We start from the raw sequence: 24,088 nt of genomic DNA on the forward strand, positions 1-24,088 counted from the left end.
GTCACGACTCCCCGACCGCGACGTCCTCGCCGTCGCCCTCGCTTTCGCCCTCGATCGACTCCAGGACCCGATCGTGGAACTCCTGCAGCACCGCACTTTCGTCCTCGGCGAGGACGACATCGCTGGCGAGCAGGGTCGCCAGCCCGAACGCCCGCGGGGTCGGCGAGTCGAGTTCCGTGGTCACGACCTCGACCTCCCCGCGACCCAGCGCCGCGAGCACCTCCTCGATCGCCGCGACGTTGAGTTTGTCCTCGATTATCTCCCGGTAGGTCTCGTCGATCACCGCGAAGTCCTCGAGGTCCTCCGCGAACGACAGCAGCATCTCCGCGGACACCTGCTGTTCGGCCGCCGACTTCTCGTAGCCCTTGTACCGTTTCAGGATCATCAGCGAGCGGGTGGCGTTGATCCGGAAGTACCGTTGCAGGAGGTCGGTGCCGTCGAGGGCGTCCCGGAGGTCGGTGCGAACCCGCGCGGGGTCGAGGTCGCGGAGCACCGCCCCGATGTCGACCTTGCGGTTCAGCGGCATCGACAGCGAAAAGCCGTTGTCCGCGACCGCGACCTGGACGTTCGCGTTCGAGCGGCGCGCACACCGGGCGGCCACGAGCCGGGAGAGTCCGTCGTTGAACCGTCGGCCGTACGTCGAATGCACGTAGAAGTGCCGGCGGTACTCCTCGCGGTCGAGCACCTCCTCGACCACGAACCGGTCGTGGGTGGCGACGCTTTCGGGACCGGCGTACCGGCGCTGCTCGTCGAACAGCCGGGTGATCGCGCGGACCGAGTTCTCGTCGACCGGGAAGGTTCGCAGCCACTCCCGGACCGCCGGCGCCCCCTCGGCCTCCAGGCGGTCGAGCAACTCCCGCTGGAAGGCGGCGATCTCCCGGCCCAGGTCGTACGACAGCGGGAGCCGTTCGGAGAACCACGACGGCACCGTCGGCTGGGCGGCGGTCCGGTCGACGTACACCTTCGAGCCGCGTCGGTACCGGTACTCGAAGCGGTCGCCGCCGAGCACGAACACGTCACCCTTCTCCAAGGTGTCGAGGTAGTCCTCGTCGAGTTGGCCGACCCACTCGTCGGTCCGGCGGGTCTGGACGTCGCAGGTGAAGGAGTCGGGGATGGTCCCGATGTTGGTCATGTAGATGACGCGGGCCATCCGGCCGCGCTTGCCGATCAGCGGCGCGCCGACGTCGAACTCCGGGTGGTGGTGTTCCCCGTCGGGCGGGTCGTTCTCGTCGCGCCAGACCTTCGCGTAGACGTTCTTCTCCTCCATCCCGTCGTAGTCGGCGGTGAGATACGTCAGGAGGCGTTCCCACTCCGCGTCGTCGTAGTTCCGGTAGGGGTACGCACGGCGGAGCGTCCGCAGGATCTCGCCCTCCCGCCGCACGGCGTTGATCGCCATCCCGTAGACGTGCTGGGCGGCGACGTCTTGGGCGTTCTCGGGCACGAACACCCGGTCGACGAACCCCGACTCGGCCTTTTCGAGCATCACTGCACACTCCACGAGTTCGTCGCGGTCTAAGGCGATCACCCGTCCCTCGACGGTCTGCCCGAGGCTGTGGCCCGCGCGGCCGACCCGCTGGAGCAGGGCGGCGACGGACTTCGGGGAGCCGACCTGGACCACCAGATCCAGGTGCGGCATATCGATCCCCAGCTCCAGGCTGGTGGAGGTGGTGACGACGTCCAAGGAGCCGTCCTTCAACCCCTCCTCGACGGCGGTGCGGCGCTCCTTCGAGAGGCTGCCGTGGTGACACCCCGAGTTGGCGTCGTCGTAGGCGTCGAACCGCTCCCGGAGGTTCTCCAGGACACGCTCTGCACCCGATCGGGTGTTGGTGAACACCAGGGTGTTGTCGTGGGAGGCGATCAGTTCGTGGAGCCGATCGTAGAAGCCCGACTGCACCGCCGATCGCGGCGTGTTGATCAGGTCGTCCGTGGGGCACTCAAGCCGGAGGTCGAAGTCGCGGACGAACCGCGTGTCGACGATCTCGTACTCCCTGACCGCGCCGGCGTCGTCGCGGCCAACCAGAAACTCCGCCATCGTCTCTAAGGGTTCGACCGTCGCCGAACAGCCGATCCGGGTCGGCGACGTCTCGACGAGGTTCTCCAGCCGTTCGAGGGAGACCGACAGGTGGGTGCCGCGTTTGTTCTCCGCGAGGCTGTGGATCTCGTCGACGATCACGTACTCCACGGATCGAAGCTTCTCCCGGAACTTCGGGGCGTTCAACAGGATCGCCAGCGTCTCCGGCGTGGTGTTGAGGATGTGCGGCGTCTCCTCAAGCATACGCTGGCGTTCGGCCGTGTCGGTGTCGCCGTGGCGGATCGCGTGGCGGACCTCGACGTCCTCGCCGCGGTCGTCCAACCGCTCGCGGATCCCCTCCAGCGGGACTTCGAGGTTCCGGTGGATGTCGTTCGCCAGCGACTTCAGCGGCGAGATGTACAGACAGTAGACGGCGTTGTCGAGGCCGTCGTCGGACTCGCGGGCCCGCCCGAACAGGTCGTTCAGGATCGCGGTAAAGGAGGCGAGCGTCTTGCCGCTGCCGGTCGGCGCACAGACGAGGGGGTTGGTCCCCTCGTCGACCAGCGGGATCGCCTCCCGCTGCGGCGGCGTGAAGAAGCCGCCGTTCTGCGCCACGTACCGCCCGAACTCGTCGACCCACCACTCCCGGACCGCGGGTTCGAGGCGTTCGAGCACCTCCGCGTCCGCGAGGTCCACCTCGTCGGGGTCGAACGGGAACGCCCCCGCGTCGCTGTCGTCGCCGGCGGTGTCGCCGCCGTCGTTCTCCGCTCGCCCGGCGGCACGCCGGAGGAGGTCGCGCCCGGTCTCGGCCATCGGTTATGGGTTGGCTGCCACGGGTAAGTGGGTTGTGGCACGTCACGGCCGGGAACCTCGGGGTTTCGGCCGGACACTCCCGACCGCGGCCCCAGTCGGGACCCCTTCGCCCGGCCGTCCGCAGCCGGTTTTATGACCGGATGCCCGTAACCGGGCCTCACGGATCGAACATGGCACACATCGATATCGCGGTGCTCCGTCGCGGGACCCACGGGCTGCCGGCGAGCGAGTACGTCTCGGAACTCCGGGAGCGACTCCCCGACCGACGGATCGAACTGGCCGAGACGCCGAGCGAGGAACGGGACCTCACCGCCGACGCGCGCGTCATCTCAGCGGTGGACATCGACCGCGACCTGCTCGAACACGCCGACCGACTGGAACTGTTCGCGGGCGCCGCGGCGGGCCACGATCACCTCCCCATCGACATCTTCACCGACCGCGGGGTCGTCGTCACGAACGCGGCCGGGGTTCACGCGCCGACCGTCGCCGAACAGGTCCTCGGCTACGTCATCCACCACGCCCGCGATTTCGGCACCGGCCGACGGAGACAACGACGGCGCCAGTGGCAGCATTACCGACCCGGCGAGGTCAACGGTAGCACGGTCACGATCGTCGGACTCGGCGCGATCGGCCGGGCGATAGCCGACCGGGTTTCGGCGTTCGGCGTCGAGACCATCGGGGTCCGATACACGCCCGCAAAGGGCGGCCCGACCGACGAGGTGATCGGGTTCGACGAGGAGCAGTTCCACCGCGCGCTTGCCGACACGGACTATCTGATCGTCGCGTCGCCGCTGACCGACACGACCCGGGGGCTCATCGATGCGGACGCGTTCAGGACGCTCCCGTCGGACGCGTACCTCGTGAACGTCGGCCGGGGGGCGATCGTGGACACCGATGCGCTCGTCGACGCGCTCCGATCCAACCACATCGGCGGTGCCGGCCTCGACGTAACCGATCCGGAACCGCTGCCGGAGAGCCACCCCCTCTGGAAGCTCGAAAACGTCACCATCACCCCGCACAACGCCGGCTACACGCCGCAGTACTGGGCCCGGTTGGCCGACATCGTCGCCGACAACGTCGAACGCCTCGACCGCGGCGACGACCTGGACCGCTGGCGGAACGTCGTCGCGTCGCCGTGAGGCCCTCCCCCGTCCCGAACGACTTTGCCGACGCCCGCCGTGGGTTCGACGATGCGACTCACGTTCCTCGGAACCGGCAGCGCGATGCCGGTTCCCGACCGGGTACAGACGGGGCTCCTGTTGGAGTCCGACGGCCGGAGGTTGCTCGTCGACTGCGGCAGCGGCGTCCTCCACCGACTCGCCGGCACCGACGCGGGCTACGAGGGGGTCTCGTCGGTGCTTCTGACCCACCACCACCTCGACCACGTCGCCGACCTGCTTCCGCTGCTGAAGGCGCGGTGGCTGGCGGGCGAAGACCACCTCGAAGTCGTCGGGCCGGCGGGGACGAAGTCACTCCTCGACGGCCTGCTCGGCGTCCACGACTACCTCGAGGGCCGCGTGGATCTGGCCGTCAGGGAGGTCGGGACGACCGAGTTCTCGGTCGCGGGGGTCGACGTCTCGGCCACCGGGATGGAGCACTCGATGGATTGTCTCGCCTACCGCTTTGGGGGCGACGACGGCGACGTGGTCTACTCCGGCGACGGCGAGGCCGCGGCGTCGTTGGCGTCGTTCGCCGACGGCGCCGCCGTGCTGGCCCACGACTGTTCGTTCCCCGACGACGTCGACGTCTCGAACCACCCGACGCCGTCGCAACTGGGCGAGGTCCTCTCGGGTCACGACTTCGGCCGCGTGTACCTCACCCACCTCTACCCGCACACCGAGGGGCGCCACGACGAGATGCTCGCGTCGATCGGGCGAGCGTACGACGGCGAGGTTCGGGTCGCCCGGGACGGACTGCGGGTCGAGGTCTGACATCCTCCCACGACTTCAGTCGTGGGGTTCCCGGTCACAGACCGGGCGTCCCACGCCGGGAGGTTCCCCACTCGTGGCACCGCACGGTGGGGTTGTGGGCCGTGCCAGTGCGGCCCCCGACTCGGATAGCGGGCTTCATCTACCCCCGCAAGGGGTGCATATCCTTACCCGAGACTCGGCAGCACGACCTACAACACGAACCGTCGTAGTCGGTTCGGGCGGTGTCGGATTCATCCCACGGCTAAAGCCGTCGGCTTTCTCCTCGAACCACTGTGACCATCCCCGACGCGGCAACTGTTTACTCCCTCCGCGTCGTTGGACCCGGTATGAGCGAGGTCATCTCCGGCATCGAGGGCGAGCTCCGGTCCAACGCCGTCGACGTGGAGTCGATCGAGTGGACCGACGACGCGGTGGACCTGGTCTACCTCACGGCGTTTCCCGGCGCCTCAGTGAACCACCAGGAGATGGGGCGAGCGCTCCGAACGTTCGTTAATGCCGCCGAGCACAACGAGTGGGAGCCAACCCGGGTCGAGGCTACGGTCCTCCGACACCAGGAGGACGTCCTGGGTACCTGGTACGCCGAGGCCGAGTGGTTCCGGCAGTACCTGGACTACGACATCAGCGGCGAGGAGTTCTCCGAGCGCGTCATCGGGACCCTTTCGGAGGACAGCCAGTGACGAGGTCCCGAACCGCAGTCCGGTCGGGGAGCGGATCCGAGAGCCGACCGTCGCGGTACGAGTTCTCCACCGTCCGGCTGACGTTCCGGAGCGGCGGCGACCGGTGCGTGGGCCGGCTTTACCGCCCGGATCGGCCGTCGAACCCGCCGCTCGTCGTCCTCGCCGGCGGCCCCGTCGGGTCGGGCGGCCGACCGCTCGCGCCGTACGCTGAGCGGCTCGCGGCGGCCGGCTATACGGCCTTCTACTTCGACTTCCGACACGCCGGCGACAGCGGGGGCGAGCCCCGGAACCTGGTGTCGCCGGCACGGCAACGCACGGACTGGGAGGCGGCGCTCGCGGGGCTCCGCGGCCGCGGGGACGTCGCGACCGAGGACACCGTGTTGTGGGGTGTCGGCCTCGCGGCCGAGGGTGCCGTCGCCGTCGCCGCCGCCGACCCCCGGATTGCCGGCGTCGTCGCGGGGACGCCGATCCTCTCGGGACGGGCGTTCCTCCGGGAGCGGGGGCTGGGCTTCCTCGCGGGCGGCCTCCTCGCGGGCGCTCGCGACCGGCTCGGATCCTTCGTGGGTCGCCCGTATTCCCTCCCCGTGGCCGCGGGCGGCGCCGACGACGCCGGACGGTTCGCGCTGGTGTCGACGCCGAGCGCCTCCCGGGGGTACCGACGCCTGGCCGACGAGGGGTGGGACAACCGGCTACCGGGCCGGTCGATCCCCGCGCTGTGGCGACACACCGGGAGCGACGACCGGTCCCGACCCACCTGTCCGGTGCTCCTCGTCGGCGGCACGCGCGACGACGTCGCCGGCACCGACGCGGCCGCCGAGGCCGCCGAATCGCTGCCGGACGCGACGCTGGTCCGGCTGCCGGCGGGACACTTCGACATCTACGACGGCGAGGGGTTCGAGCGGTGTCTCCGCCACGGGCTCGCGTTCGTAGACGCCACGGTGCGTCGGTGAGCGGTTCGGCGCGATACAGTCCACACAGTCGAGCGGCTACTCCGCCGACAGCGGCACCGTCACGACCGGCCGGTCCGTCCGCCGGAGGATCCGCTGGGCGGTGCTGCCGAACACCATACGAGCGGCGGGGCCCCGCTGGCGGATCCCAATCACGAGTTCGTCGGCGTCGACCTCCTCGGCGACTCCGAGCACGTCCTCGACGGGCTCGTTCCCGCGGACGAGCTGTCGGGTTTCGACCGTCGCGAATCCCCCGAGCCGGGAGAAGATCACGCTCAGCGCCTCCTCGCCGTCCCTGACGTCCCGGCTGTCGGTCTCGTCCTCGCCGGGCAGGGAGTTGACGGCGTGGAGTTCGTCCGCCCCGTCGACCCGGTCGAACAGGTAATCGCAGAGCCGGGCGCTCGTGTCGACGTGGTCGGTGGCGACGACGAAAGTGGTCATATCCGAACCTCAGTCGGCGCGGACAAAAACCCACCCGTGAAGCCAAATCGGCTCCGGCCCGGACTAGGCCGGTGGACGTACCTGCGGTGGGACCCCGACAGCGTCGGCTACTCGCTCTACATGTCCCGATCGAAATCGGATCCCCTATCAGGACCGCTGCGCCCTCCACCCCTCTGCCCGCCCTCCCGCCGCAGCAACAGCGCCGCCGGTATCGACAGGAGCACGCCGGCGACGAACGGTGACCAGTAGAGCAGGGTGCAGGCCGCCGCCGCGAGCGGCGGGTTGATCGTCCGCCCGAGGCTTCCGGCGCCCTGGGTCGCCCCGGACGCCGAGCCCTGTCGGCTCCCTCCGAGACGATCGCCGCGAGCCCGAAGACGATCCAGGCGACGCCCGCGACGCCAACCGACACCATCAGGACCGGCCGCCGACCCCGTTCCTCCGAGAGCCGGCCGAGCACCGGCGCGGCCCCGAACTGCGCAAGCGCGTACGACGCGGCCAACAGCCCGATGAACGCGTCGCTGACGCCGAACGACCGGACGTAGAAGGGGAGAATCGGAATGACGATCCCGAACCCGACCGGGTCGATGAACACGATCGCCGCGACGACGCCGGACCCGCGTCCCGACTCGTCGCCGCTTCAGCGGACGCCACTGCTGTGCTCTACCGATCCGGGACGGTTTACGGGCGTCGGGTCGGATCGGCGATCCGGTTGTGTCCGGCTCGGCTCCAGGCTGTGGACTTCCAACACTCAGACGATCACGAGCCACGCCAGCAGGACGGCCAGCCCCCCGATCGACGTAGAGGCGACCGCGTGGAGGCGGAGCCGGTCGAGGAGGGCGTGGGCGTCCCCGGAGACGGAGAGCAGGTCGTGGACCTCGCTCCCGATCTCGCATCGGGGCAGGAAGTCCATCGCGACGTGGAGGAAGACGCCGGCGGCGAACCCGAACACGAGCCCGCGGACCGGGCCCGCAGCCGGCAGCGCGATCAGCGAGGAGGCGATCCCCGCGATCCCGACGCCCGTCGCGGGTACCAGGAGCACCGACGGCCGCCGACCGGCGTCGACGAGGCGTCGCGCGGCGGCATAGCCCGCCGGCCCCTTGTGGGAGACGATCGCGAGCCCCAACAACACGCCAAGCTCCGGCATGTTCCCGTAGATGATCCCGATGATCGCGCCGGCCGAAAAGGCGTGTGCGGTCAGTTCGGCGACGGTCCGGTCCATCGGGAGGTCCATATGCGCGAGCCGGTGGCCGATCGAGTGGGACGCAAACCCGGCCAGAAGTCCGAACGCGATCCCAAATCCGCCCCACCGTGGGTGCTGGCCGATGGCCTGCGGGATCAAGAAGACGGCCGCGCTCGTCACCATCGCACCCGCGGCCAACCCGTAGCCCCACACCAACCCGCCGGCGCTTCGCTCCCCGGTCCGGGCGCCGAGCGGCACCGCAGCCGCCATCGCGAGGAACGCGATCCACGAGATCCCCACCAGCTTCTCCCCGCCGGTCGTCCCCGTGACGACGGCGAAGACCGACAGCGCCGCGAGCACGAGCGTCGCGACCACGCCGATCCGTGAGATCCCCGTGATAGTATGAACATATCCGCCTCGATTAATAACGCTCACGTTAACATCGAATCGGGTGATTTTAATAAATCCATCGGAGCGTCGGCCGGGACGGTGCAGAGAACGGCCGACTCACCGGGATCGCGTCGCGCGCTTCCAGGTCCGGAGGTCCACGCGCTCGCCGTCGATCCCCTCGGCATCGGCCTCGCTCGCCGCCCAGACGAACATCGGCGCGACGTCTTCGGGGTCGCGGCCGCCGGGGCCGCTGAGGTCGCTTTCGACCATCCCGGGGTCGACGACTGCCGCCGTCTGGGGCACGTCGACCGAGAACTGCCTGACCAGCCCCTCGACGGCCGCCTTCGAGACGGCGTAGGCGCCCATCCCCGCCTTGGGGTCGTTCGCGATCGACCCCGACGGGACCAGAAGCCGCCCCGAATCGGGCATCACGCCGTGGGCCTCCTTCGCGACCGCGAAGACGCCCCGGAGGTTGGTTGCGAGCGTATCGTCGAACCGTTCGTAGGGCTCGTTTTCGATCGGCATCTTGCCGGGCGTGCCGTGGTTGACGCCGGCGTTTGCGACCACGATGTCGATGGCGTCGCGGTCGCCCGCCCGGATCGCGGCGTCGACTACGTCCACGACTTCGCGTTCCGACTGCACGTCGGCGACCACGCCCTCGACGTGGCCGTCGGCGTCTGCGTTCGCTTCGGATACGGCCGCATCGAGCGCTTCCTCGTCGCGGGCACAGCCCACGACCGTCGCGCCCTCCGCGGCGAAGCCAGCAAGCAGCGCGCGCCCGATTCCGCGGCTCGTCCCCGTCACGAGGACCGTCGCGTCGGTGAGTTCCATACCCGCGGTAGGGAGCGATCACGGGTAAATATTCTCGCCGTTCGATCTCCGGGCTCCACCCCGCTCGCCGGTCAGTCGTTTTATACCGATCACGTCCCAAGCCGACGTATGAACTCCCTCTCTGACCTCCGATCGCTCGACGGGTCGGACGTCGTCGTGATCGGCGGCGGCTTCGGCGGCCTCTCGACTGCCTGCTATCTGGCCGATGCGGGTGCGGACGTGACGCTTCTGGAGAAAAACGAGCAGCTGGGGGGCCGGGCGAGCCGCCTCGAAGTCGACGGGTTCCGGTTCGATATGGGGCCGTCGTGGTACCTGATGCCGGACGTCTTCGAGCGGTTCTTCGGGCACTTCGGCCGCGAGCCCTCGGAGTACTACGAACTCACGCGGCTCGACCCCCACTACCGGATCTTCTTCAAGGACGGCGACCGCGTGGATATGGTCCCCGACCTCGAGGCCAACAGGGAGACCTTCGAGTCCTACGAGCCGGGGGCCGGCGAGCGGTTCGACGAGTACCTGGAGAAGTCGAAACAGAACTACGAGGTGGGAATGGAACATTTCGTCTACGAGGACCGAAACTCCATTACGGACTTCCTCGACTGGAACGTCGCCAAGAACGCCCGGGGGCTGTCGCTGATCGGGTCGATGCAGGACCACGTCGAGAAGTACTTCGATCACCCGAAACTCCAGCAGATCATGCAGTACACGCTGGTGTTCCTCGGCGGTGCGCCGAACAACACGCCCGCGCTGTACAACCTGATGAGCCACGTCGATTTCAATATGGGCGTCTACTACCCCGAAAACGGGCTGGGCGGCGTCGTCGACGGCGTGGTCGAACTCGGCGAGGAACTCGGCGTCGACTTCCGGACCGACGCCCCCGCCGCCGAAATCAAGGGCCGGGAGGGCGCGTTCGTCACCCGGACCGAGGACGGCGAGGAATTCTACTCCGATTACGTCGTCAGCAACGCCGACTACCGCCACACCGAGATGGAGTTGCTCCCGCCCGAGAAACGGCAGTACGACGCCGACTACTGGGGCTCCCGCACCTACGCCCCCTCGGCGTTTCTCCTGTATCTCGGCGTTGAGGGCGACGTCGACCCGCTTGCACACCACTCGCTGGTGCTTCCCACCGACTGGGACGACCACTTCGAGACCATCTTCGAGGACCCCGCCTGGCCTGATGACCCCGCGTACTACCTGTGTGTCCCGTCCCAGACCGACGACGAGGTCGCACCCGACGGCCACTCGAACCTCTTTGCCCTCGTGCCGGTCGCGGCCGGCCTGGAGGACACCCCCGAACTCCGCCAGACGTACCGTGATCTCGTGTTGGACGACATCGCGGCGAACACCGGCGTCGACCTCCGCGATCGGATCGTCGTCGAGGAGCGGTTCTGCGTGAACGACTTCGCCGACCGGTACAACAGCACCCAAGGCACCGCCCTCGGCCTCGCGCACACCCTCAGACAGACCGCGCTGTTCCGGCCGTCGCACCGCTCGTCGGCCGTCGACGGGCTCTACTTCACCGGGGCGTTCACGACGCCGGGGATCGGCGTGCCGATGTGTCTGATCAGCGGCCAACTGACGGCCGAGGCGATGGCCGAAAGCGTCGCGTAAGGGATGCTCGGGCGACTCCGGTATCTCCTAACGCTGTCGCGGCCGCGATTCTGGCTCTACCTCGCCGGCCCCATCGCCGTCGCGGTGCCGTTCGGCGTGAGCTCCCCGGACGGCCTGTTCTCCCCGGTCACGCTCCCGCTTTTCGCGTACTTCCTGCTCCCCGCGAACGTCTTCCTCTACGGCATCAACGACGTCTTCGACGCCGACGTCGACGTCGAGAACCCCAAGAAGGACGACCGGGAGGCGCGGTGGCAGGGGGACCCGCTGGTGAGCGCCCTCATCGTCGCCTCGGGGCTCCTCGGCCTCGCGACGTTCGCGCTGACGCCACGGGTTTCGTGGCCGTACCTCGCGGGCTTCTTCTTTCTCGCCGCCCAGTACTCCGCGCCGCCGTTGCGGTTCAAGACGACGCCCGTCGCCGACTCGGTCTCGAACGGACTGTACATCCTGCCTGGGGCCGCGGCCTACGCGGCGGTCTCCGGGACCCATCCGCCGCTCGCGGCGCTTGCGGGCGCGTGGCTCTGGACGATGGGGATGCACACCTTCTCGGCGATTCCGGACATCGAGCCGGACCGGGAGGCGGGCATCCGGACGACTGCGACCGTCCTAGGGGAGCGGCTGACCTACGGCTACTGTCTGCTGTGTTGGCTCGCCGCCGCGGCCGTGTTCGCCGTCGTCGACGTCCGGATCGGGCTGTTGCTGGTGGCGTACCCGGTCGTCGTGTTCGCGGTCTTTCGCTCGGACGTCGACGTCGAACGGGCGTACTGGTGGTACCCCGCGATCAACACCGCCGTGGGAACGCTTTTGACGCTCGGCGCGCTCTGGAGGCTGCTCTATGCGTGAGACGGGCGTCGCGGCGCTGGCCGACCGGGTCCCGGAGAGCCGCGCGGAGTGGGAGGCGCGACTGGAGCGACTCGTCAGGGAGAACCGGTTCACCATCTCGGTGTTCTTCCCGCTGAACGGGATCGTCCTGCTGCTCGCAAGCGCGGAAGGTCTGCTCCCACCCCCGCTCGCGTTCAACGGGCTGTTGATCCTGCTGGGGACCGCCGTGATGCGGTCGCCGCTCGTGGCGGGGTTGCTCCGCGCCACCGACCGGCGGGCGGCCGCGGGGGTCGGACTCCTGATCCTCTACTCCTACGCCGTCGAGTACGCCGGCGTTCACACCGGTGTTCCCTACGGGGAGTTCTTCTACGGCGTCGACCTCGGGCCGACCGTTCTCGGCGTCCCGCTGGGGCTCCCGATCTTCTTCGTCCCGATCGTGATGAACGCGTACCTGCTGTGTCTCCTCTTGCTCGGCGACCGCGCCCGGGTCGCAGCCGTCAGGCTGCTCGCGGTGATCGCGACGGTGGTGACGATGGACGTGGTCTTGGATCCCGGCGCGGTCGCGCTGGGCTTCTGGGTGTACCCGAACGGCGGCGTCTTCTACGGCGTGCCGCTCTCGAACTACGCCGGGTGGATCCTCTCGGCGACCGTCGCGGTTCTCGCCTTGGATTGGGGGTACGACCACGACGCGCTCGTCGACCGGCTCGATGCGTGTGAGTTCCTGCTGGACGATCTGGTCTCGTTCGTCATCCTGTGGGGGGGAATCAACGCGTGGTTCGGTAACTGGATCGCGGTCGCCGTCGCAGGGTTGTTCGCAGCAGGACTGATCAAAGCTGACCGGTTCGACGCGCCGACCCGGGGGGCGCCGTGGCGCGGGGGCTCGGACCGGCAACGGTAGGCCGGCTACTCGCTTCTCGTGAAGCTGCGGAGCCACCCCGTCACACGCCCGCCGACGCGGCCCGCGCCGAACCACGAGGTCCGGCCGCGTGAAGGGCCGGAGTGGCCCGGATCCCGTGTGGTGTCGCCGTCCTCGGGGTACGGGACCACGCTCACCCGCCGGAACACCGCGACGGGGTCGCGTTCGAACGCCCAGTACAGCCGGGTCTTTGCGACCAGAAACAGCTTCCGCGGCGTCGACAGCGACGGCGTCGTCGCGAGCACGTCGCAGTCCCGTTTCCGGATCTCGCGGTGGTGATCGGCGTACAGCACCGCCGCGAGCAACACCGCGAACTGGCAGTCCTCGGGGAGGTATTTGATCCCCTCGACGCCCTCGCGGTAGAGCGCCTCCGCCCGGTGGAGTTCCTCCTCCATCGCCGCGCGGAACCGCTCGTCGTACTCGAAGTTCAGCACCTGTTCCTCGGTCACGCCGTGTTTTCGCAGCGTCTCGAGTGGCAGGTAGATGCGGTCCCGTTCGACCACGTCCTCCCGGACGTCCCGGAGGAAGTTCGAGAGCTGGAACGCCTCCCCGAGGGCGGTCGCGTGCGGCATCGCCTCCGCCGCCCGCGGCGTCTCCATAATCTCGGTCATCATCCGGCCGACCGCGGCGGCCGACCCGTCCATGTACGCCTCCAAGTCCTCGTAGGTCTCATAGCGGTCGGTGTCGACGTCTTCGAGCATCGCGTCGATGAACGCGTCGACGTCCTCGCGGGGGATGTCGTGGGCCTCCCGGAGTTCGGCGAAGGCGTCTAAAACGGGGTCGTCGGTCGCCTCCTCCCCGAGCGCCTGCAGGCGGAGCTCTTCGAGCCGGCGCCGCTGCTCCGGCGGCGGGGCGGTGTCGGCGGCGTCGACGACCTCGTCGGCCACACGGAAGAACGCGTACAGCACGTACGTCGCGTGCCGAACGCGCTCGGGGAGTACCCGGGTCGCGAGGTGGAAGGTCTTCCCGGTGCGGCGCTGGATCGCCTTGCTCCTTCGGATCTGGTCCTGTTCGACCATCGTTAGCGGTTACACGTCAGGGCGGCTACTCGCCGTCGCATCCGACCACGCATCTATCGTTCGTAGTTCGGACTGAATTCATATAACCCTTCGTGCCGAGGAACGACCGGACCGCAGTACTGCGGCCACCAGATTTATAAGTGGTTTCGGGTTCGGTTGTCGGATCACCAAAACGTATCACTGCAGTCGTACACGACCCCGTGTTCGGGGCAGACGTACTTACAATGCCGGTGGGCCATCGGCCGGTCACAGATCGGACAGGGGCGTCCCGGCGCGACCGTCGTGGAGTCGTTCGATCCGCTCACTGGTGTACAGGGCGTGGCAACCGACAAGAAGGTTCGCGTCCCGGGCTGCTACCGGGCCGTCGCGCTCAGCACTCCGACCAGCCGCAGGACTCGCAGGTCTTGCAGCCCTCGGAGTAGTACAGCGACATACTCCCGCACTCGGGGCACTCGGGGCTCTCGCCCGCTTCGAGCAGGTCATCGGCGGCGTCGGAGCCGCCCGCGTCGGGCAGGTCGGCGCCGCCCACGTCGGCGTCGCTCACGTCGACCGCGGCGCCGCCGTCGGTCTCGCGGCCGAGCTGCGGCGGCGCGTCGCCGCCGGCCTCCTCGGAGACCTCCGAGAGGTTCTGCTGCTGTGGGTAGCCCTTCTCGATCTCGCCGTCGAGGTAGCGGCGCATCGCCGTCCCGATGGCGTCGGGGATGGAGTTGATCTGTTCGCCTTTGTCCCAGGCGACCTTCGGGCTCCGGATGCCCTGGAGTTCGCTCGCGATCTCGGCGGGATCGACCCCGGAGCGCAACGCCGTCGAGATGGTCTTCGCCAGCGCCTCGGTGAAGGAAGCGGTGAACCCGCCGGAGTTGCCGATGTTCGCGAACAGCTCGAAGGGGCGGCCCTCGCTGTCTTCGTTGATGTTGACGTAGAGCTTCCCGTAGCCCGTGTCGATCCGCTGGGTGACGCCGTAGAGGACGTCCGGACGCGGGCGCTTCTTCCCGAGGTCGGTCTGCTCGCCGTCGGCCGCCGACAGCAGCCGCTCGACCTCCTCGTCGAGTGCGGCCTGGACCGCCTCGTTGTCGAGGAACCCGTCGATCCCGCCGAAGACCTCCTCGATCTGTTCGACGAGCGCCTCGGCGGCCTCGCTCTCGTCGGCGAAGTCGGTGTTCTGCGCGCGGGTGGTGAGGACCTGCTTCGAGCGGGTGCCGTCGCGGTAGACGGTCACGCCCTTCCCGCCGTTCTCGTAGATGTAGCGGTAGACCTCGTCCATGTCCTCCTTGGTCGCGGCGTTCGGGAAGTTGCAGGTCTTCGAGATCGCGGAGTCGACGCCCTCCTGGGTGGCACACTGGACCGCGGCGTGTTGTTTGCCCGAGAGGTCGCCGGTGACCACGAACAGCTCCGAGATCGCCGCCGGCACGGTCGACAGCGAGGAGACGCCGTCGAACTCGTTTTCGGCCATCTGGTCTTGGGCCTCCTTTTTGACCGACTCGACGTCGATGTCGTTGGCCTCCAGGGTGCGAAGGAAGTAGTCGTCGAACTCCACGAGCATCTCGTCGCCCTGGACGTCGCCGGAGACGTTCTTGTAGAAGGCGACGTTGTAGATCGGCTCGATCCCGCCCGTGGTGTTGCCGATCATCGAGGTGGTGCCCGTCGGCGCCACGGTCGTGGTGTTGTGGTTCCGGATCGGGAACCCGTCGTCCCACTCGTCGGCGTCGAGGCCGGTGTGGTGCTCGAACCACTCGCGGTACTCGGTGGGGTCGGCGTACTTCGACTCCTCGAAGTCGGCGAAGGTGCCGCGCTCCTCCGCGAGGCGGTGGCTGGTCCACTTCGACTCGTGGTTGATGTGGGTCATCAGCTGGCGGGCGACCTCGTTGCCCGCCTCGGTGCCGTACTGGATGCCGAGTTGGATGTACAGTTGCGCCAGCCCCATCACGCCGAGGCCGATCTTCCGCATCTGCCGGACGGTCTCCTCGATCTTCGGCACCGGGAAGTCCGACATCGTGACCACGTTCTCGAGGAACTGCGTCCCGCGGTCGATCCGGTAGTCGAACTCCTCCCAGTCGATGGCCTCCGCAAGGAACGCCTCGACCGCCTCGGCGAAGTCGTCGTACTCGTCGCCGTGGGCGTCGTACCAGACGCGCCAGTCGGGCGCGTCGAGGTCGACGAGCGTCGAGAGGTTGATGTGGCCGAGGTTACAGGCCTCGTACTCCTCGAGCGGCTGCTCGCCGCAGTTGTGAACATTGATCGCCTTCTCGCCGTCCGCGCTGACGAAGAAATTGTGAGTTTCCTCGACCGTTAGATCATAGACATCCTCACTGCCGTCGGACTCAATGCTCGCAACCGTCTCAGTGCGGACTTCGGTTTCGGTTCCGTGACGCGTGGCGAGCGGTGCAGACAGGCTTACGATCTCTACGCCGGCGGAGAGATCCGCCGCCTCAACCCACTCGCCGTCGTCGGTCCGAATCTCGTGATCGGGGGTGGCGCGGATCGATGTCCCCGACTCGGTCGTGATACGTAGAACCTTGGCGCCCTCTTTCGTCTGGAACGCACTCGCGGGACGGTTCACAACGCGATTCTGGGCGTCAAGCGTCCGAACACTCACGCGATCGTCCGTTTCCGCGAGTTCGCCGATCGGACGTGTCGAACCGTCGGACAGCCGGACATCCATATCCCCCGTCACGCACGGGTTCGTCGCCAGGATCTGGTGGTCCGGATGCTCCTCGACGTCGAAGGAGTGCTGTTTGTTGACGCGTTCGAGGTAGATCACCCCGGGTTCGCCGTTCTGGTGGGCGCCGTCGACGATGTGGTTCCAGAGCTTCTCGGCGGGGACCGACAGCTCCTCGCCGACCTCGACGTGCTCGCCGAGGTCGAACATATCGTACAGTTCCTTCGTCTCCTCGGTCGCGACGTGCGGCTCCCCCGTCCGGGGGTTGGTGAAGGTGAACTCCTCGCCCTCGTAGACCGCGTCCATGAAGTCGTCGGTGATCCCCACGGAGATGTTGAAGTTCGAGAGGTGGCCCTCGACCGCGTTCCGGAGGTGCTTCGGCACCCGGCCCTCGTCGTCGATCAGTTCGCGGGCCTCCTCCAAGGCGTCGGCGAAGGAGTTGTGCGTGAAGTCGTCGGGGTCGTTCAGCCGCAGGGTGTGCGCAAGCGAGACGTCCTTGTTCTTCGCGTGGATGAACTGGACGACGTCCGGGTGGGAGACTCGCATCACGCCCATCTGGGCGCCGCGGCGCGCCCCGCCCTGCGCGATCGTCTCACACAGCTGGTCGTAGGTCCGCATAAACGTGATCGGGCCCGACGCGATCCCGCCGGTCGAGCCGACCGGGTCGCCGTACGGACGGAGGCGCCAGAAGGCATAGCCCATCCCGCCGCCGCTGTTGTGCGAGACGACGCCGTTGGCGACGTACTCGTGGTTGCCAGCGACAGTGACGTCGTAGACGGTTTCGGGTTCGGCGTCCTCGACTGCGAGGACCTCCTGCTCCCAGGTGTGGCCGTCGACGACAGTGCCGCACTGGGTCGGCCCCGGCGGCGTCTCCGAGAGCGACGCCGACAGTTCGGTCGAACGGGTGTCGACGTAGCCAACGTCGCCCGCGAAGCGTTCGAGGCCGACCGAGTCGGTCGGCGCGACACTGAAGTACTCCCGATCGTCGTTCTCCCACTCCCACTTCGTCGCCGGGATGCCGACGCCCAGAAGCAGCTGCAGCGTGCCCTCGATGAGCGCCTCCGACGCGCTATAGAGCCGCGGGTACCGCCCCTTCGTGAGCGTCCCGTCGGTCGAAAACAGCCCGCGGAGGAACGCACAGACGCGTTCGTGGTCCGTCTGCCGGACCAGGTCGGGAACGCTCGCGGACGCCGAGGACGGCTTGGCGTCGCCGAAGTTCCGGAGCCAGAAGCGCTTGACCTCGTGGCTGTGGATCACCGCTTCGTAGCAGCCGTCGGACCAGGTGTAATCGATTCCGGTGTCGAAGAGCTCCCGCGAGAGCGTGTCGATGTGGTTGAGCACGTCGTCGCGGTTGACGTGGAATCGGATCCCGTCCCGGTGGACCGACCCGTCGCCGATCCAGATTCCGAGCAGCTCCGCGAGGTCGGCGGTCAGTTCCTCGGGTTGCGTTACCGTCTTGACCGGCTGCCCGTTCGCTTCCAGGCCCCGGGCGCTCCGGTGTTGCTGGATCGTCGCGGGGCTGACATCGAGCGCTGTCGCGATCTCGCCGTCCGAGTGCCCCTCGCCGTACAGCGTGTCGAAGGCGTCCTCGTCGAAGCTCGCGCCGGCGGGGCGACCGCCGGTTCCGTTCGCCGGGAGTTCGAGTTCGTTCGCGCGGCGGCGCTGGACGGTCGACGGCGAGCAGTCGAGCGCCGCGGCGATCTCGTAGTCGCTGTGTCCGTCGGCGTGGAGCTCCGCGATCGCCTCGTTCGAGACGGTCCGGGCGCTGTCCCACTGACCGCCGGCCGCGACGGTCTCCAACGGGGCTGTTTCGTCCTCGTCCGTGAGCCAGCCGAGTCTGAGCGAGACCGTCTCTCCGGGTTCGACGTCGCCGATTTCGCGCCACTCGCCGTCGACGAGGAGCCGGTGGTTCGGCGTCCCGCGGACCGAGACGCCGCTCTCCGTGACGAGCCGTTTCGTCGGCGCGTCGTCGTAGGCGTGTACCTCGTCGACGGTTCGGGCGCGGTGGCCGTCGTCGTCGCGCTGAACGATCCGGTCACCGGGCTCGACGTCGGCGATCGAGACGGTACCCTTCCCCTCGACTGCGACTGTGGCGTCCGCAGTCAGACACTGGAAGACCTGTGCGGCCTCCTTTGCGGTCTGGTGGATGTCGTCGATGTCGTCCTCCGGGGAGTCGACGAAACACGCCGACAGCTGCTGGAGCTCGTCGCCGGCGTTCATGAGCGTCGGCGAGTTCGGCATAAACGACAGCGAATCCATCAGCGACTCGAACTCCTCGCGCTTCTCGACGACCTGCTCGCGGACGTCGTCGGGGAGTTCGGGCACGATGGTGTCGTACGCGAACTTGTTGACGTTGTAGACCGACAGCGTCGTCTCAGCGTCGTCCTCGGCGGTGACACCCTTCCCGAAGACCTCCGCGGCGAGTTCGTTGCGCCGAGGGTGATCGGGCTTCAGCTGATCGGGCGTGACGGTGATCTCGACGCCCCGGCTGTCGGCCTCGAAGACCGCCTCCGCGAGTGCGACGTTCTTGGCGACGCGGGGGAACAGCTCCTCTTGGGACTCCCGAGGGTTGCCTTCGGGGTCCTTCCGGAGGTACCGCGCGGGGAGGATGTTGTGGTAGGCGTTGGCCGTGAGCCGGTCCTCCAGGGTCTCGCCCTCTGTCCGCTTGACGGGGAGCTTCAGCTCGTCGGCGCCTGCGGGTCGGTTGCTCATCTACTGTACCTCCGGGCCGGCGGTTCCACACCGGGCCGCATCCGTTCGGGTGACTGGTTCGACTACGATCATTTGTGACGGTGGGTTGGAGTGACGCGGGTCGGTTAAGGCTTCGGTATCCCGGCAGCGACGCGGGAAATATCAGGTACGCAACCTGGCCCCATCCCCGACCCTGCCACGCGATCGACGTGACGACACGACGTTTGATCCGACGGGGTATCAAAATAACCAGACCGAAGTGAAAGTGAAATTCGAGGCTGACGGACCCGACGCTGTACTGCGATAATCCAGGCGAACTGAGGGGGTCACAGCGGCCGCCGAACCGACGGACGCTGTGATCCGGTCGGCGGGGAATCCCCGCCGAGGGTCGTCGATATGCCGGCACTCCCCCGACACGTACCCGTTCGCTTATGTGTCCGCGACCGAGGTGCGGCTGTTCCCCCGCGCCGCCGGTTTCGCGGTTCCCACAGACTTATTCGGGTACCGGCGAGAGGTGGGCGTATGACTCACGGACTCGCGACCCTGCCGCTCCAACTCGGCGGCCTGCTGGGGAACCCGCTCGGACAGGCGCTCGCCGTCATCGTGGCGATCGCGGTCGTGGTCCTCGTCGGACGGATCGCGTTGAAGATCGCCTGGCGACTGGTCACGATCGCCGCGGTCGTGGTCGGGGGGCTGCTCGTGCTCTCCTTTTTCGGCGTCACCGTCCTGTAATCCGGACCTCCCTCGGCGCCCCCGAACCGGGGCTCCGCTCCTGGGCGGTCCTACGCCTCTGTCGGCCTGCCACCGGCCCGCGACCGCACGCACTCGTCGACGAAGTTCCGGACGACGTCGTGACCGACGCCGGTGAGCACCGACTCGGGGTGGAACTGGACGGCCTCGATTGGATACTCCCGGTGGCGGATCCCCATCACGAGTTCGTCGTCGGCGTGGGTCGTCGTCGCCGTCACCGCGAAACACTCCGGGATCGCGGTCGCGATCAGCGAGTGGTACCGCCCGGCCTGAAACCCCTGATCGAGGCCGGCGAACACCCCGCGGCCGTCGTGGTCCACCGGGAACGCCTTCCCGTGGATCGGTTCGGGCGCGTGGCCGACCTCCCCGCCGTACGCGTAGACCGCGGCCTCGAGCCCCAGGCAAACGCCGAGGGTCGGGATCGAGTGCGACAGCGTGGTCAACACCTCGTTGGTCACGCCGACGTCGCGGTCGTTCTCCGGGTGGCCCGGCCCGGGACTGATAACGATAGCGTCGGGGGAAAGCGCCCGGAGTTCTGAGAGGGACGCGGTGTTCTTCCTGACGACCACTTCGACGCGCTCGCCGTCGACCCGCTGCTCGGAGAAGTACTCTACCAGGTTGTACGTGAACGAATCGAAGTTGTCGACGACGAGAAGCCGGAGGGTCACCGGACCACCTCCCCGGCGTCGGCTTCGGCGTCCGGGTCCCGCTCGATCCGGTCGATCGCGGCCAACACCCCGTCCATCTTCTGTTCGGTTTCGGCGTACTCGGCGGCGGGGTCGCTGTCGGCGACGATCCCCGCGCCCGCCCGGACGGAGATCACGTCCTCGTCGCCGCCGGCGTCGACGGTCGCGGTCCGGATCACGATCGCGAAGTCGGCGTCGCCGGACCACGAGTAGTAGCCCACGCCGCCGCCGTAGACGCCTCTGGGAGTTGCTTCGAGGTCGTCGACGATCTCCATCGCCCGCACCTTCGGCGCGCCGGTCAGCGTCCCCGCGGGGAACGTCGCGCGGGTGGCGTCGAAGGCGTCGGCGGCGCGGCCCGCCCGGTCCGCCTCGGTGCGGTCGTCGGCCGACGCGAGCGTCCCCGTCACGGTCGATTCGATGTGCTGGACGTGGCTGTACTTCAGGACGTTCATGAACTCCTCGACGCGGACGCTCCCGGGTTCGGCGACCCGGCGGACGTCGTTGCGCGCGAGGTCGACGAGCATCGTGTGCTCGGCGCGCTCCTTGCCGTCGGCCAGCATCTCCCCGGCGAGGCGCCGGTCCTCCACGGGGCTGCTCCCGCGGGCGCAGGTGCCGGCGATGGGGTTCGACACCACCCGGGCGCCGGTGACAGACACCAGCGTCTCGGGGCTGGCGCCCACGATGTGGCGGTCGTCGTGCCGCAGCAGGTACATATACGGCGAGGGGTTGACCGCCCGGAGCGCCTCGTAGAGCCCGACGGGATCGACCTCCCCGCGGAGCTCCCGGGTCCGGGAGATCACCCCTTGGTAGACGTCGCCGTCGAGAACGTGGCGTTTGGTCTCCCGCACCGCCGCCTCGTAGTCGGCTTTCGCGCCGGCGGTCTCCCCGGACCGGACGAAGCCGCCGGGATCGGGGTCCTCGGCCGCGGCGAGCGCGTCGGCAACCCGCTCGACCTCGGCCCGGAGGTCGTCGTAGACGGCGCCGGGGTCGTCGTCGGGCGCGACGACCGGCGTCAGAACCAGCGACACCGACCCCTCGGCGTGATCGACGGAGAGGGTCCTGGTCGTGACCACGAACTCCGCGTCCGGGGTGTCGGTGTCGGGGCGGTCGACGCCGACCTCCGAGAGCCACAGGTCGTAGACCGCCTCGTAGGCCAGAAAGCCAACGAGGCCGCCGCGGAGTTGCTGGCGGTCGTCGTCCGGAAAGCCCACCCGCGGGAGGTCCGGAAACGCCGCGCGGAGCCGATCCAACACGTCGGGGTCGCGTTCGACATCCCCTTCGGCGTCGACATCGAGGTCGGCTGCGGCCTCGACGTACTCCGCGGCCCGGCCGCCGAGCCGTTCGATTTCCGTCCCGCCGGGGCCGACCGTCACGACCGCGTCGGGGTCGTAGCCCACGAACGAGAACCGGGCGTGGCGGTCGGCGGTGGCGTGGTCGGGCGCGAACGCGCCGGCGGGGTCGCTCGACGGCGTCTTCTCGGCGCTTTCCAGCAGGAAGCCGTAGTCGCTCCGTCCCGACAGCGCGACGTACGCGGTCAGCGGCGTCACCTCCGGCATCGCGGCGGTCACGTGCGCCACCACCGGGCCGTCGGCCGCATCGGTCGCGGCGCCGACGGCCTCGACGAACGCCGACCGCGATTGCGAGAGGTCGGTCACGACGGGACCTCCTCGGGCTTTGTGGATCGATCCTCACCGGGATCGGCCGCGGCCGCGTTCGCAACGAACCTCCGGAGCGCCTCGCGGTCCTTCCGGCCGCCCGAGCGTTCGACGCCGCTGGCGACGTCGACGGCGAACGGCCGGACCGCCTCGACGGCCTCGGCGACGTTCTCCGGGGTCAACCCGCCGGCGAGGACGACCGGCGCGGCAACGCCCGCCGCCACCTCGGCGGTCGCCGCCCAGTCGTGGGTCTCGCCGGTGCCACCCGCCCCCGCGCCGTCGACGGAGTCCATCAGGACGGCGTCGACCGCGGGGGCAACGGCACGCGCGCGGTCGGGAGCGGCGGCGTCGACGACGGCGATCACCTTCGCGGCGACCGCCTCGCGGATCTCACGGAGTTCCGCGGCGTCGAACCCGCCGTGGATCTGGACGGCGTCCGCCCCGACGGCGTCGGCCGTCGCGATCGCCTCCGCGACGGTCTCGGGCATCGTCACGAGCGTCGTCGTGAGAAACGGGGGCGCGGCCGCCGCCAACGTCCCCGCGTCCTCGACTGTGACCTCCCGTGGGGTGTCGACGGGCACGTCGGTGATGATCCCGACCGCGTCCGCGCCGGCGCGTTCGACAGCCTGTAGATCCGCCTCGCTTGTCACGCCACAGATCTTCACCCGGACCATCCGGTCAGCCCTCCACCGGAGCGTCGGCCGTTCCGCACAGCGCCGCGAACGTCTCCGCGGCGTCCCCCTCGTCGATGGCCCGCGCGGCCGCCTCGACGCCCGCCTCGATGGAGTCCGTCAGGCCGGCGACGTGGATCGCGGCGCCGGCGTTCGCGAGGACGATGTCGCGCTTTGGCCCGGTCACCCGGCCGGTCACGATCCCGCGGAGGTCCGCGGCGTTCTCCTCGGGCGTGCCGCCCGCGACCGCCTCGACTGGCGCCGAGTCCAAGCCGATCTGCTCGGGCGTGACGGTGTACTCCTCAATGGTGTCGCCGTCGACTTCGGCCACGACGGTCTCGTCGTGGAGCGCGATCTCGTCCATCCCGGCGCCGTGGACCACCAGCGCCCGGTCTACGGACATCCGGGAGAGCGCGTGGGCCAACACGGGCACCAGATCGGGATCGTATACGCCGACCACCTGTGCGTCCGCGTTTGCGGGGTTCGTCAGCGGCCCGAGGATGTTGAAGATCGTCCGCATTCCCAGTTCCTTCCGCGGGCCGATGACCGCCTTCATCGCGGGGTGAAACACCGGTGCGAGCATAAACCCGATGCCGTCGCGCTCGACTGCGTCCTCCACCGCGGGCGGCTCGGCCTCGATGTCCGCACCGGCGACCTCCAGCACGTCCGCGCTCCCCGAAGTCGAGGAAACGGAGTAGTTGCCGTGCTTTGCGATCGCCACGCCCGCACCCGCCGCGACGATGGCGCTCGTCGTGGAGACGTTGATCGTGTCGTAGTCGTCGCCGCCGGTCCCGACGATGTCGACCAGCGGCTTCCGGTCGGGGTCGATGGTTCGGGCGGCGTCGCGCATCCCCTGGGCGAAGCCCGCGATCTCGGCTTCGGTCTCGCCTTTCGACCTGAGCGCCGCGAGCAGGGCGCCGATCTGGGCCTCGGTCGCCTCCTCGAAGATCAGTCGGACCGCCTCGCGGGACTCCTCTTGGGTCAGATCCTCCCCGTCGGCCGCGCGCTCGATGTATTCCTGGAGTGTCATCGTGGTCACCGATGTACGGTTTCGTGTTGTAGTGAACGAATCCGTACACCAGTATAAGACTGTCGGAGCGGGTCCACGGCCGTCCCGATACGCCGCTGTCGGGCCGCTGAGTGGGATATAGAACCGAGGCGACGCTTCGTCCTCGGGAAATCGGCAGACGGCGGACGCCGGTGTCCGAAACGAAACCTTCAATTGTATCCCCAGGAAACTTCGAGTCGCGAAGGAGTGTGCGACAACGCCTTCGACCCGGCGGGTTGGTAGTCTAGTCCGGTTATGACACCTCCTTGACATGGAGGAGGCCGGCGGTTCAAATCCGCCCCAACCCACTTTCTGATTCCTCGCAACGGCGAGCGCCAGCGAGGA

The 24,088-nt window shown here is 68.6% G+C and carries 19 protein-coding genes, 1 tRNA gene and 3 pseudogenes; 9 read left to right on the forward strand and 14 right to left on the reverse strand.

Annotated elements, in window-relative coordinates:
* Window position 1: 1 nt before the first annotated feature.
* Window positions 2–2,824, reverse strand: a complete 2,823-nt coding sequence (locus tag H5V44_RS04455) for an ATP-dependent helicase (RefSeq protein ID WP_185191899.1) — start codon at window positions 2,822–2,824, stop codon at window positions 2–4.
* 170 nt (window positions 2,825–2,994) lie between these two features.
* Between H5V44_RS04455 and H5V44_RS04460 the strand changes: the two genes are divergently transcribed.
* From H5V44_RS04460 to H5V44_RS04475, 4 genes are all read left to right on the forward strand, one after another.
* Window positions 2,995–3,963 carry a D-2-hydroxyacid dehydrogenase gene (locus H5V44_RS04460; RefSeq protein WP_185191900.1) on the forward strand — a complete coding sequence of 323 codons (969 nt, stop codon included), beginning with the start codon at window positions 2,995–2,997 and terminating at the stop codon, window positions 3,961–3,963.
* Window positions 3,964–4,014: 51 nt separating this feature from the next.
* On the forward strand, window positions 4,015–4,755 hold the full coding sequence (locus H5V44_RS04465) for an MBL fold metallo-hydrolase (protein WP_185191901.1): 741 nt from the start codon (window positions 4,015–4,017) through the stop codon (window positions 4,753–4,755).
* Between the two features lie 326 nt (window positions 4,756–5,081).
* Entirely contained in the window at window positions 5,082–5,432 is a 351-nt protein-coding gene (locus tag H5V44_RS04470) for a hypothetical protein (protein ID WP_185191902.1), read from the forward strand.
* Window positions 5,429–6,382: an alpha/beta fold hydrolase gene (locus tag H5V44_RS04475; RefSeq protein WP_185191903.1), complete on the forward strand. Its 954-nt coding sequence runs from the start codon at window positions 5,429–5,431 to the stop codon at window positions 6,380–6,382. The genes H5V44_RS04470 and H5V44_RS04475 overlap by 4 nt, the downstream gene beginning before the upstream one ends.
* 36 nt (window positions 6,383–6,418) lie before the next feature.
* On the opposite strand, the gene H5V44_RS04480 is transcribed toward H5V44_RS04475, so the two are convergent.
* The 4 genes and pseudogenes from H5V44_RS04480 to H5V44_RS04495 form a co-directional block, all read right to left on the reverse strand.
* Window positions 6,419–6,820 carry a universal stress protein gene (locus tag H5V44_RS04480; protein ID WP_185191904.1) on the reverse strand — a complete coding sequence of 134 codons (402 nt, stop codon included), beginning with the start codon at window positions 6,818–6,820 and terminating at the stop codon, window positions 6,419–6,421.
* 361 nt (window positions 6,821–7,181) lie between these two features.
* Window positions 7,182–7,439, reverse strand: a pseudogene (locus H5V44_RS04485) (MFS transporter); the annotation flags it as partial.
* A 129-nt stretch (window positions 7,440–7,568) separates the two neighbouring features.
* Window positions 7,569–8,381: a ZIP family metal transporter gene (locus tag H5V44_RS04490; RefSeq protein ID WP_394354501.1), complete on the reverse strand. Its 813-nt coding sequence runs from the start codon at window positions 8,379–8,381 to the stop codon at window positions 7,569–7,571.
* Window positions 8,382–8,507: 126 nt separating this feature from the next.
* Window positions 8,508–9,221, reverse strand: a complete 714-nt coding sequence (locus H5V44_RS04495) for an SDR family oxidoreductase (protein ID WP_185191905.1) — start codon at window positions 9,219–9,221, stop codon at window positions 8,508–8,510.
* A gap of 108 nt (window positions 9,222–9,329) precedes the next feature.
* Here H5V44_RS04495 and H5V44_RS04500 point away from each other — a divergent pair, with 108 nt between their 5' ends.
* The 3 genes from H5V44_RS04500 to cruF are packed head-to-tail and all read left to right on the forward strand — an operon-like array spanning window position 9,330 to window position 12,549.
* Window positions 9,330–10,832: a phytoene desaturase family protein gene (locus H5V44_RS04500; protein ID WP_185191906.1), complete on the forward strand. Its 1,503-nt coding sequence runs from the start codon at window positions 9,330–9,332 to the stop codon at window positions 10,830–10,832.
* 3 nt (window positions 10,833–10,835) lie between these two features.
* The gene (locus tag H5V44_RS04505) at window positions 10,836–11,672 is read left to right on the forward strand and encodes a prenyltransferase (RefSeq protein WP_185191907.1); all 837 of its coding nucleotides are present in this window, start codon (window positions 10,836–10,838) and stop codon (window positions 11,670–11,672) included.
* A complete protein-coding gene (gene cruF, locus H5V44_RS04510; protein ID WP_185191908.1) occupies window positions 11,665–12,549 on the forward strand; it encodes a bisanhydrobacterioruberin hydratase in 885 nt (294 codons plus the stop codon). The genes H5V44_RS04505 and cruF overlap by 8 nt, the downstream gene beginning before the upstream one ends.
* Before the next feature lie 5 nt (window positions 12,550–12,554).
* Here cruF and H5V44_RS04515 read toward each other — a convergent pair whose 3' ends face one another.
* The 5 genes and pseudogenes from H5V44_RS04515 to H5V44_RS17940 form a co-directional block, all read right to left on the reverse strand.
* On the reverse strand, window positions 12,555–13,586 hold the full coding sequence (locus H5V44_RS04515) for a phytoene/squalene synthase family protein (RefSeq protein WP_185191909.1): 1,032 nt from the start codon (window positions 13,584–13,586) through the stop codon (window positions 12,555–12,557).
* 164 nt (window positions 13,587–13,750) lie between these two features.
* Window positions 13,751–13,891, reverse strand: a complete 141-nt coding sequence (locus H5V44_RS17935; RefSeq protein WP_343067677.1) for an HVO_2523 family zinc finger protein — start codon at window positions 13,889–13,891, stop codon at window positions 13,751–13,753.
* A 65-nt stretch (window positions 13,892–13,956) separates the two neighbouring features.
* A complete protein-coding gene (locus H5V44_RS04520) occupies window positions 13,957–16,944 on the reverse strand; it encodes a TSCPD domain-containing protein (RefSeq protein WP_394354502.1) in 2,988 nt (995 codons plus the stop codon).
* A gap of 15 nt (window positions 16,945–16,959) precedes the next feature.
* Window positions 16,960–18,348: pseudogene (locus H5V44_RS18070) on the reverse strand (LAGLIDADG family homing endonuclease); the annotation flags it as partial.
* A 3-nt stretch (window positions 18,349–18,351) separates the two neighbouring features.
* Window positions 18,352–18,954: pseudogene (locus H5V44_RS17940) on the reverse strand (ribonucleotide reductase N-terminal alpha domain-containing protein); the annotation flags it as partial.
* Window positions 18,955–19,455: 501 nt separating this feature from the next.
* Here H5V44_RS17940 and H5V44_RS04525 point away from each other — a divergent pair.
* On the forward strand, window positions 19,456–19,665 hold the full coding sequence (locus H5V44_RS04525) for a hypothetical protein (protein ID WP_185191911.1): 210 nt from the start codon (window positions 19,456–19,458) through the stop codon (window positions 19,663–19,665).
* A 50-nt stretch (window positions 19,666–19,715) separates the two neighbouring features.
* On the opposite strand, the gene trpG is transcribed toward H5V44_RS04525, so the two are convergent.
* The 4 genes from trpG to trpD are packed head-to-tail and all read right to left on the reverse strand — an operon-like array spanning window position 19,716 to window position 23,725.
* Window positions 19,716–20,351 carry an anthranilate synthase component II gene (trpG, locus tag H5V44_RS04530; RefSeq protein ID WP_185191912.1) on the reverse strand — a complete coding sequence of 212 codons (636 nt, stop codon included), beginning with the start codon at window positions 20,349–20,351 and terminating at the stop codon, window positions 19,716–19,718.
* Window positions 20,348–22,024, reverse strand: coding sequence for an anthranilate synthase component I (gene trpE / locus H5V44_RS04535; RefSeq protein WP_343067678.1), 1,677 nt, complete (start codon window positions 22,022–22,024; stop codon window positions 20,348–20,350). The genes trpG and trpE overlap by 4 nt, the downstream gene beginning before the upstream one ends.
* Complete coding sequence (locus tag H5V44_RS04540) at window positions 22,021–22,698, reverse strand: phosphoribosylanthranilate isomerase (RefSeq protein WP_185191913.1); 678 nt, start codon at window positions 22,696–22,698, stop codon at window positions 22,021–22,023. Before H5V44_RS04540 ends, trpE begins: the two co-directional genes overlap by 4 nt.
* A 4-nt stretch (window positions 22,699–22,702) precedes the next feature.
* Window positions 22,703–23,725, reverse strand: a complete 1,023-nt coding sequence (trpD, locus tag H5V44_RS04545; protein ID WP_185191914.1) for an anthranilate phosphoribosyltransferase — start codon at window positions 23,723–23,725, stop codon at window positions 22,703–22,705.
* Between the two features lie 251 nt (window positions 23,726–23,976).
* On the opposite strand from trpD, the gene H5V44_RS04550 reads away from it, so the two are divergent.
* Window positions 23,977–24,051: transfer RNA gene (locus H5V44_RS04550), tRNA-Val, on the forward strand.
* Window positions 24,052–24,088 lie beyond the last annotated feature (37 nt).

The sequence above is a fragment of the Halobellus ruber genome (assembly GCF_014212355.1).
GTDB classification, from domain to species: Archaea; Halobacteriota; Halobacteria; order Halobacteriales; family Haloferacaceae; genus Haloquadratum; species Haloquadratum rubrum.

Excerpts from the sequence above, each read along its gene's own strand:
- H5V44_RS04455 (WP_185191899.1), bottom strand. The coding sequence starts at position 2,824 with ATGGCCGAGACCGGGCGCGACCTCCTCCGGCGTGCCGCCGGGCGAGCG.
- H5V44_RS04460 (WP_185191900.1), top strand. The coding sequence starts at position 2,995 with ATGGCACACATCGATATCGCGGTGCTCCGTCGCGGGACCCACGGGCTG.
- H5V44_RS04465 (WP_185191901.1), top strand. The coding sequence starts at position 4,015 with ATGCGACTCACGTTCCTCGGAACCGGCAGCGCGATGCCGGTTCCCGAC.
- H5V44_RS04470 (WP_185191902.1), top strand. The coding sequence starts at position 5,082 with ATGAGCGAGGTCATCTCCGGCATCGAGGGCGAGCTCCGGTCCAACGCC.
- H5V44_RS04480 (WP_185191904.1), bottom strand. The coding sequence starts at position 6,820 with ATGACCACTTTCGTCGTCGCCACCGACCACGTCGACACGAGCGCCCGG.
- H5V44_RS04495 (WP_185191905.1), bottom strand. The coding sequence starts at position 9,221 with ATGGAACTCACCGACGCGACGGTCCTCGTGACGGGGACGAGCCGCGGA.
- H5V44_RS04500 (WP_185191906.1), top strand. The coding sequence starts at position 9,330 with ATGAACTCCCTCTCTGACCTCCGATCGCTCGACGGGTCGGACGTCGTC.
- H5V44_RS04505 (WP_185191907.1), top strand. The coding sequence starts at position 10,836 with ATGCTCGGGCGACTCCGGTATCTCCTAACGCTGTCGCGGCCGCGATTC.
- cruF (WP_185191908.1), top strand. The coding sequence starts at position 11,665 with ATGCGTGAGACGGGCGTCGCGGCGCTGGCCGACCGGGTCCCGGAGAGC.
- H5V44_RS04515 (WP_185191909.1), bottom strand. The coding sequence starts at position 13,586 with ATGGTCGAACAGGACCAGATCCGAAGGAGCAAGGCGATCCAGCGCCGC.
- H5V44_RS04520 (WP_394354502.1), bottom strand. The coding sequence starts at position 16,944 with ATGGGCTATGCCTTCTGGCGCCTCCGTCCGTACGGCGACCCGGTCGGC.
- H5V44_RS04525 (WP_185191911.1), top strand. The coding sequence starts at position 19,456 with ATGACTCACGGACTCGCGACCCTGCCGCTCCAACTCGGCGGCCTGCTG.
- H5V44_RS04540 (WP_185191913.1), bottom strand. The coding sequence starts at position 22,698 with ATGGTCCGGGTGAAGATCTGTGGCGTGACAAGCGAGGCGGATCTACAG.
- trpD (WP_185191914.1), bottom strand. The coding sequence starts at position 23,725 with ATGACACTCCAGGAATACATCGAGCGCGCGGCCGACGGGGAGGATCTG.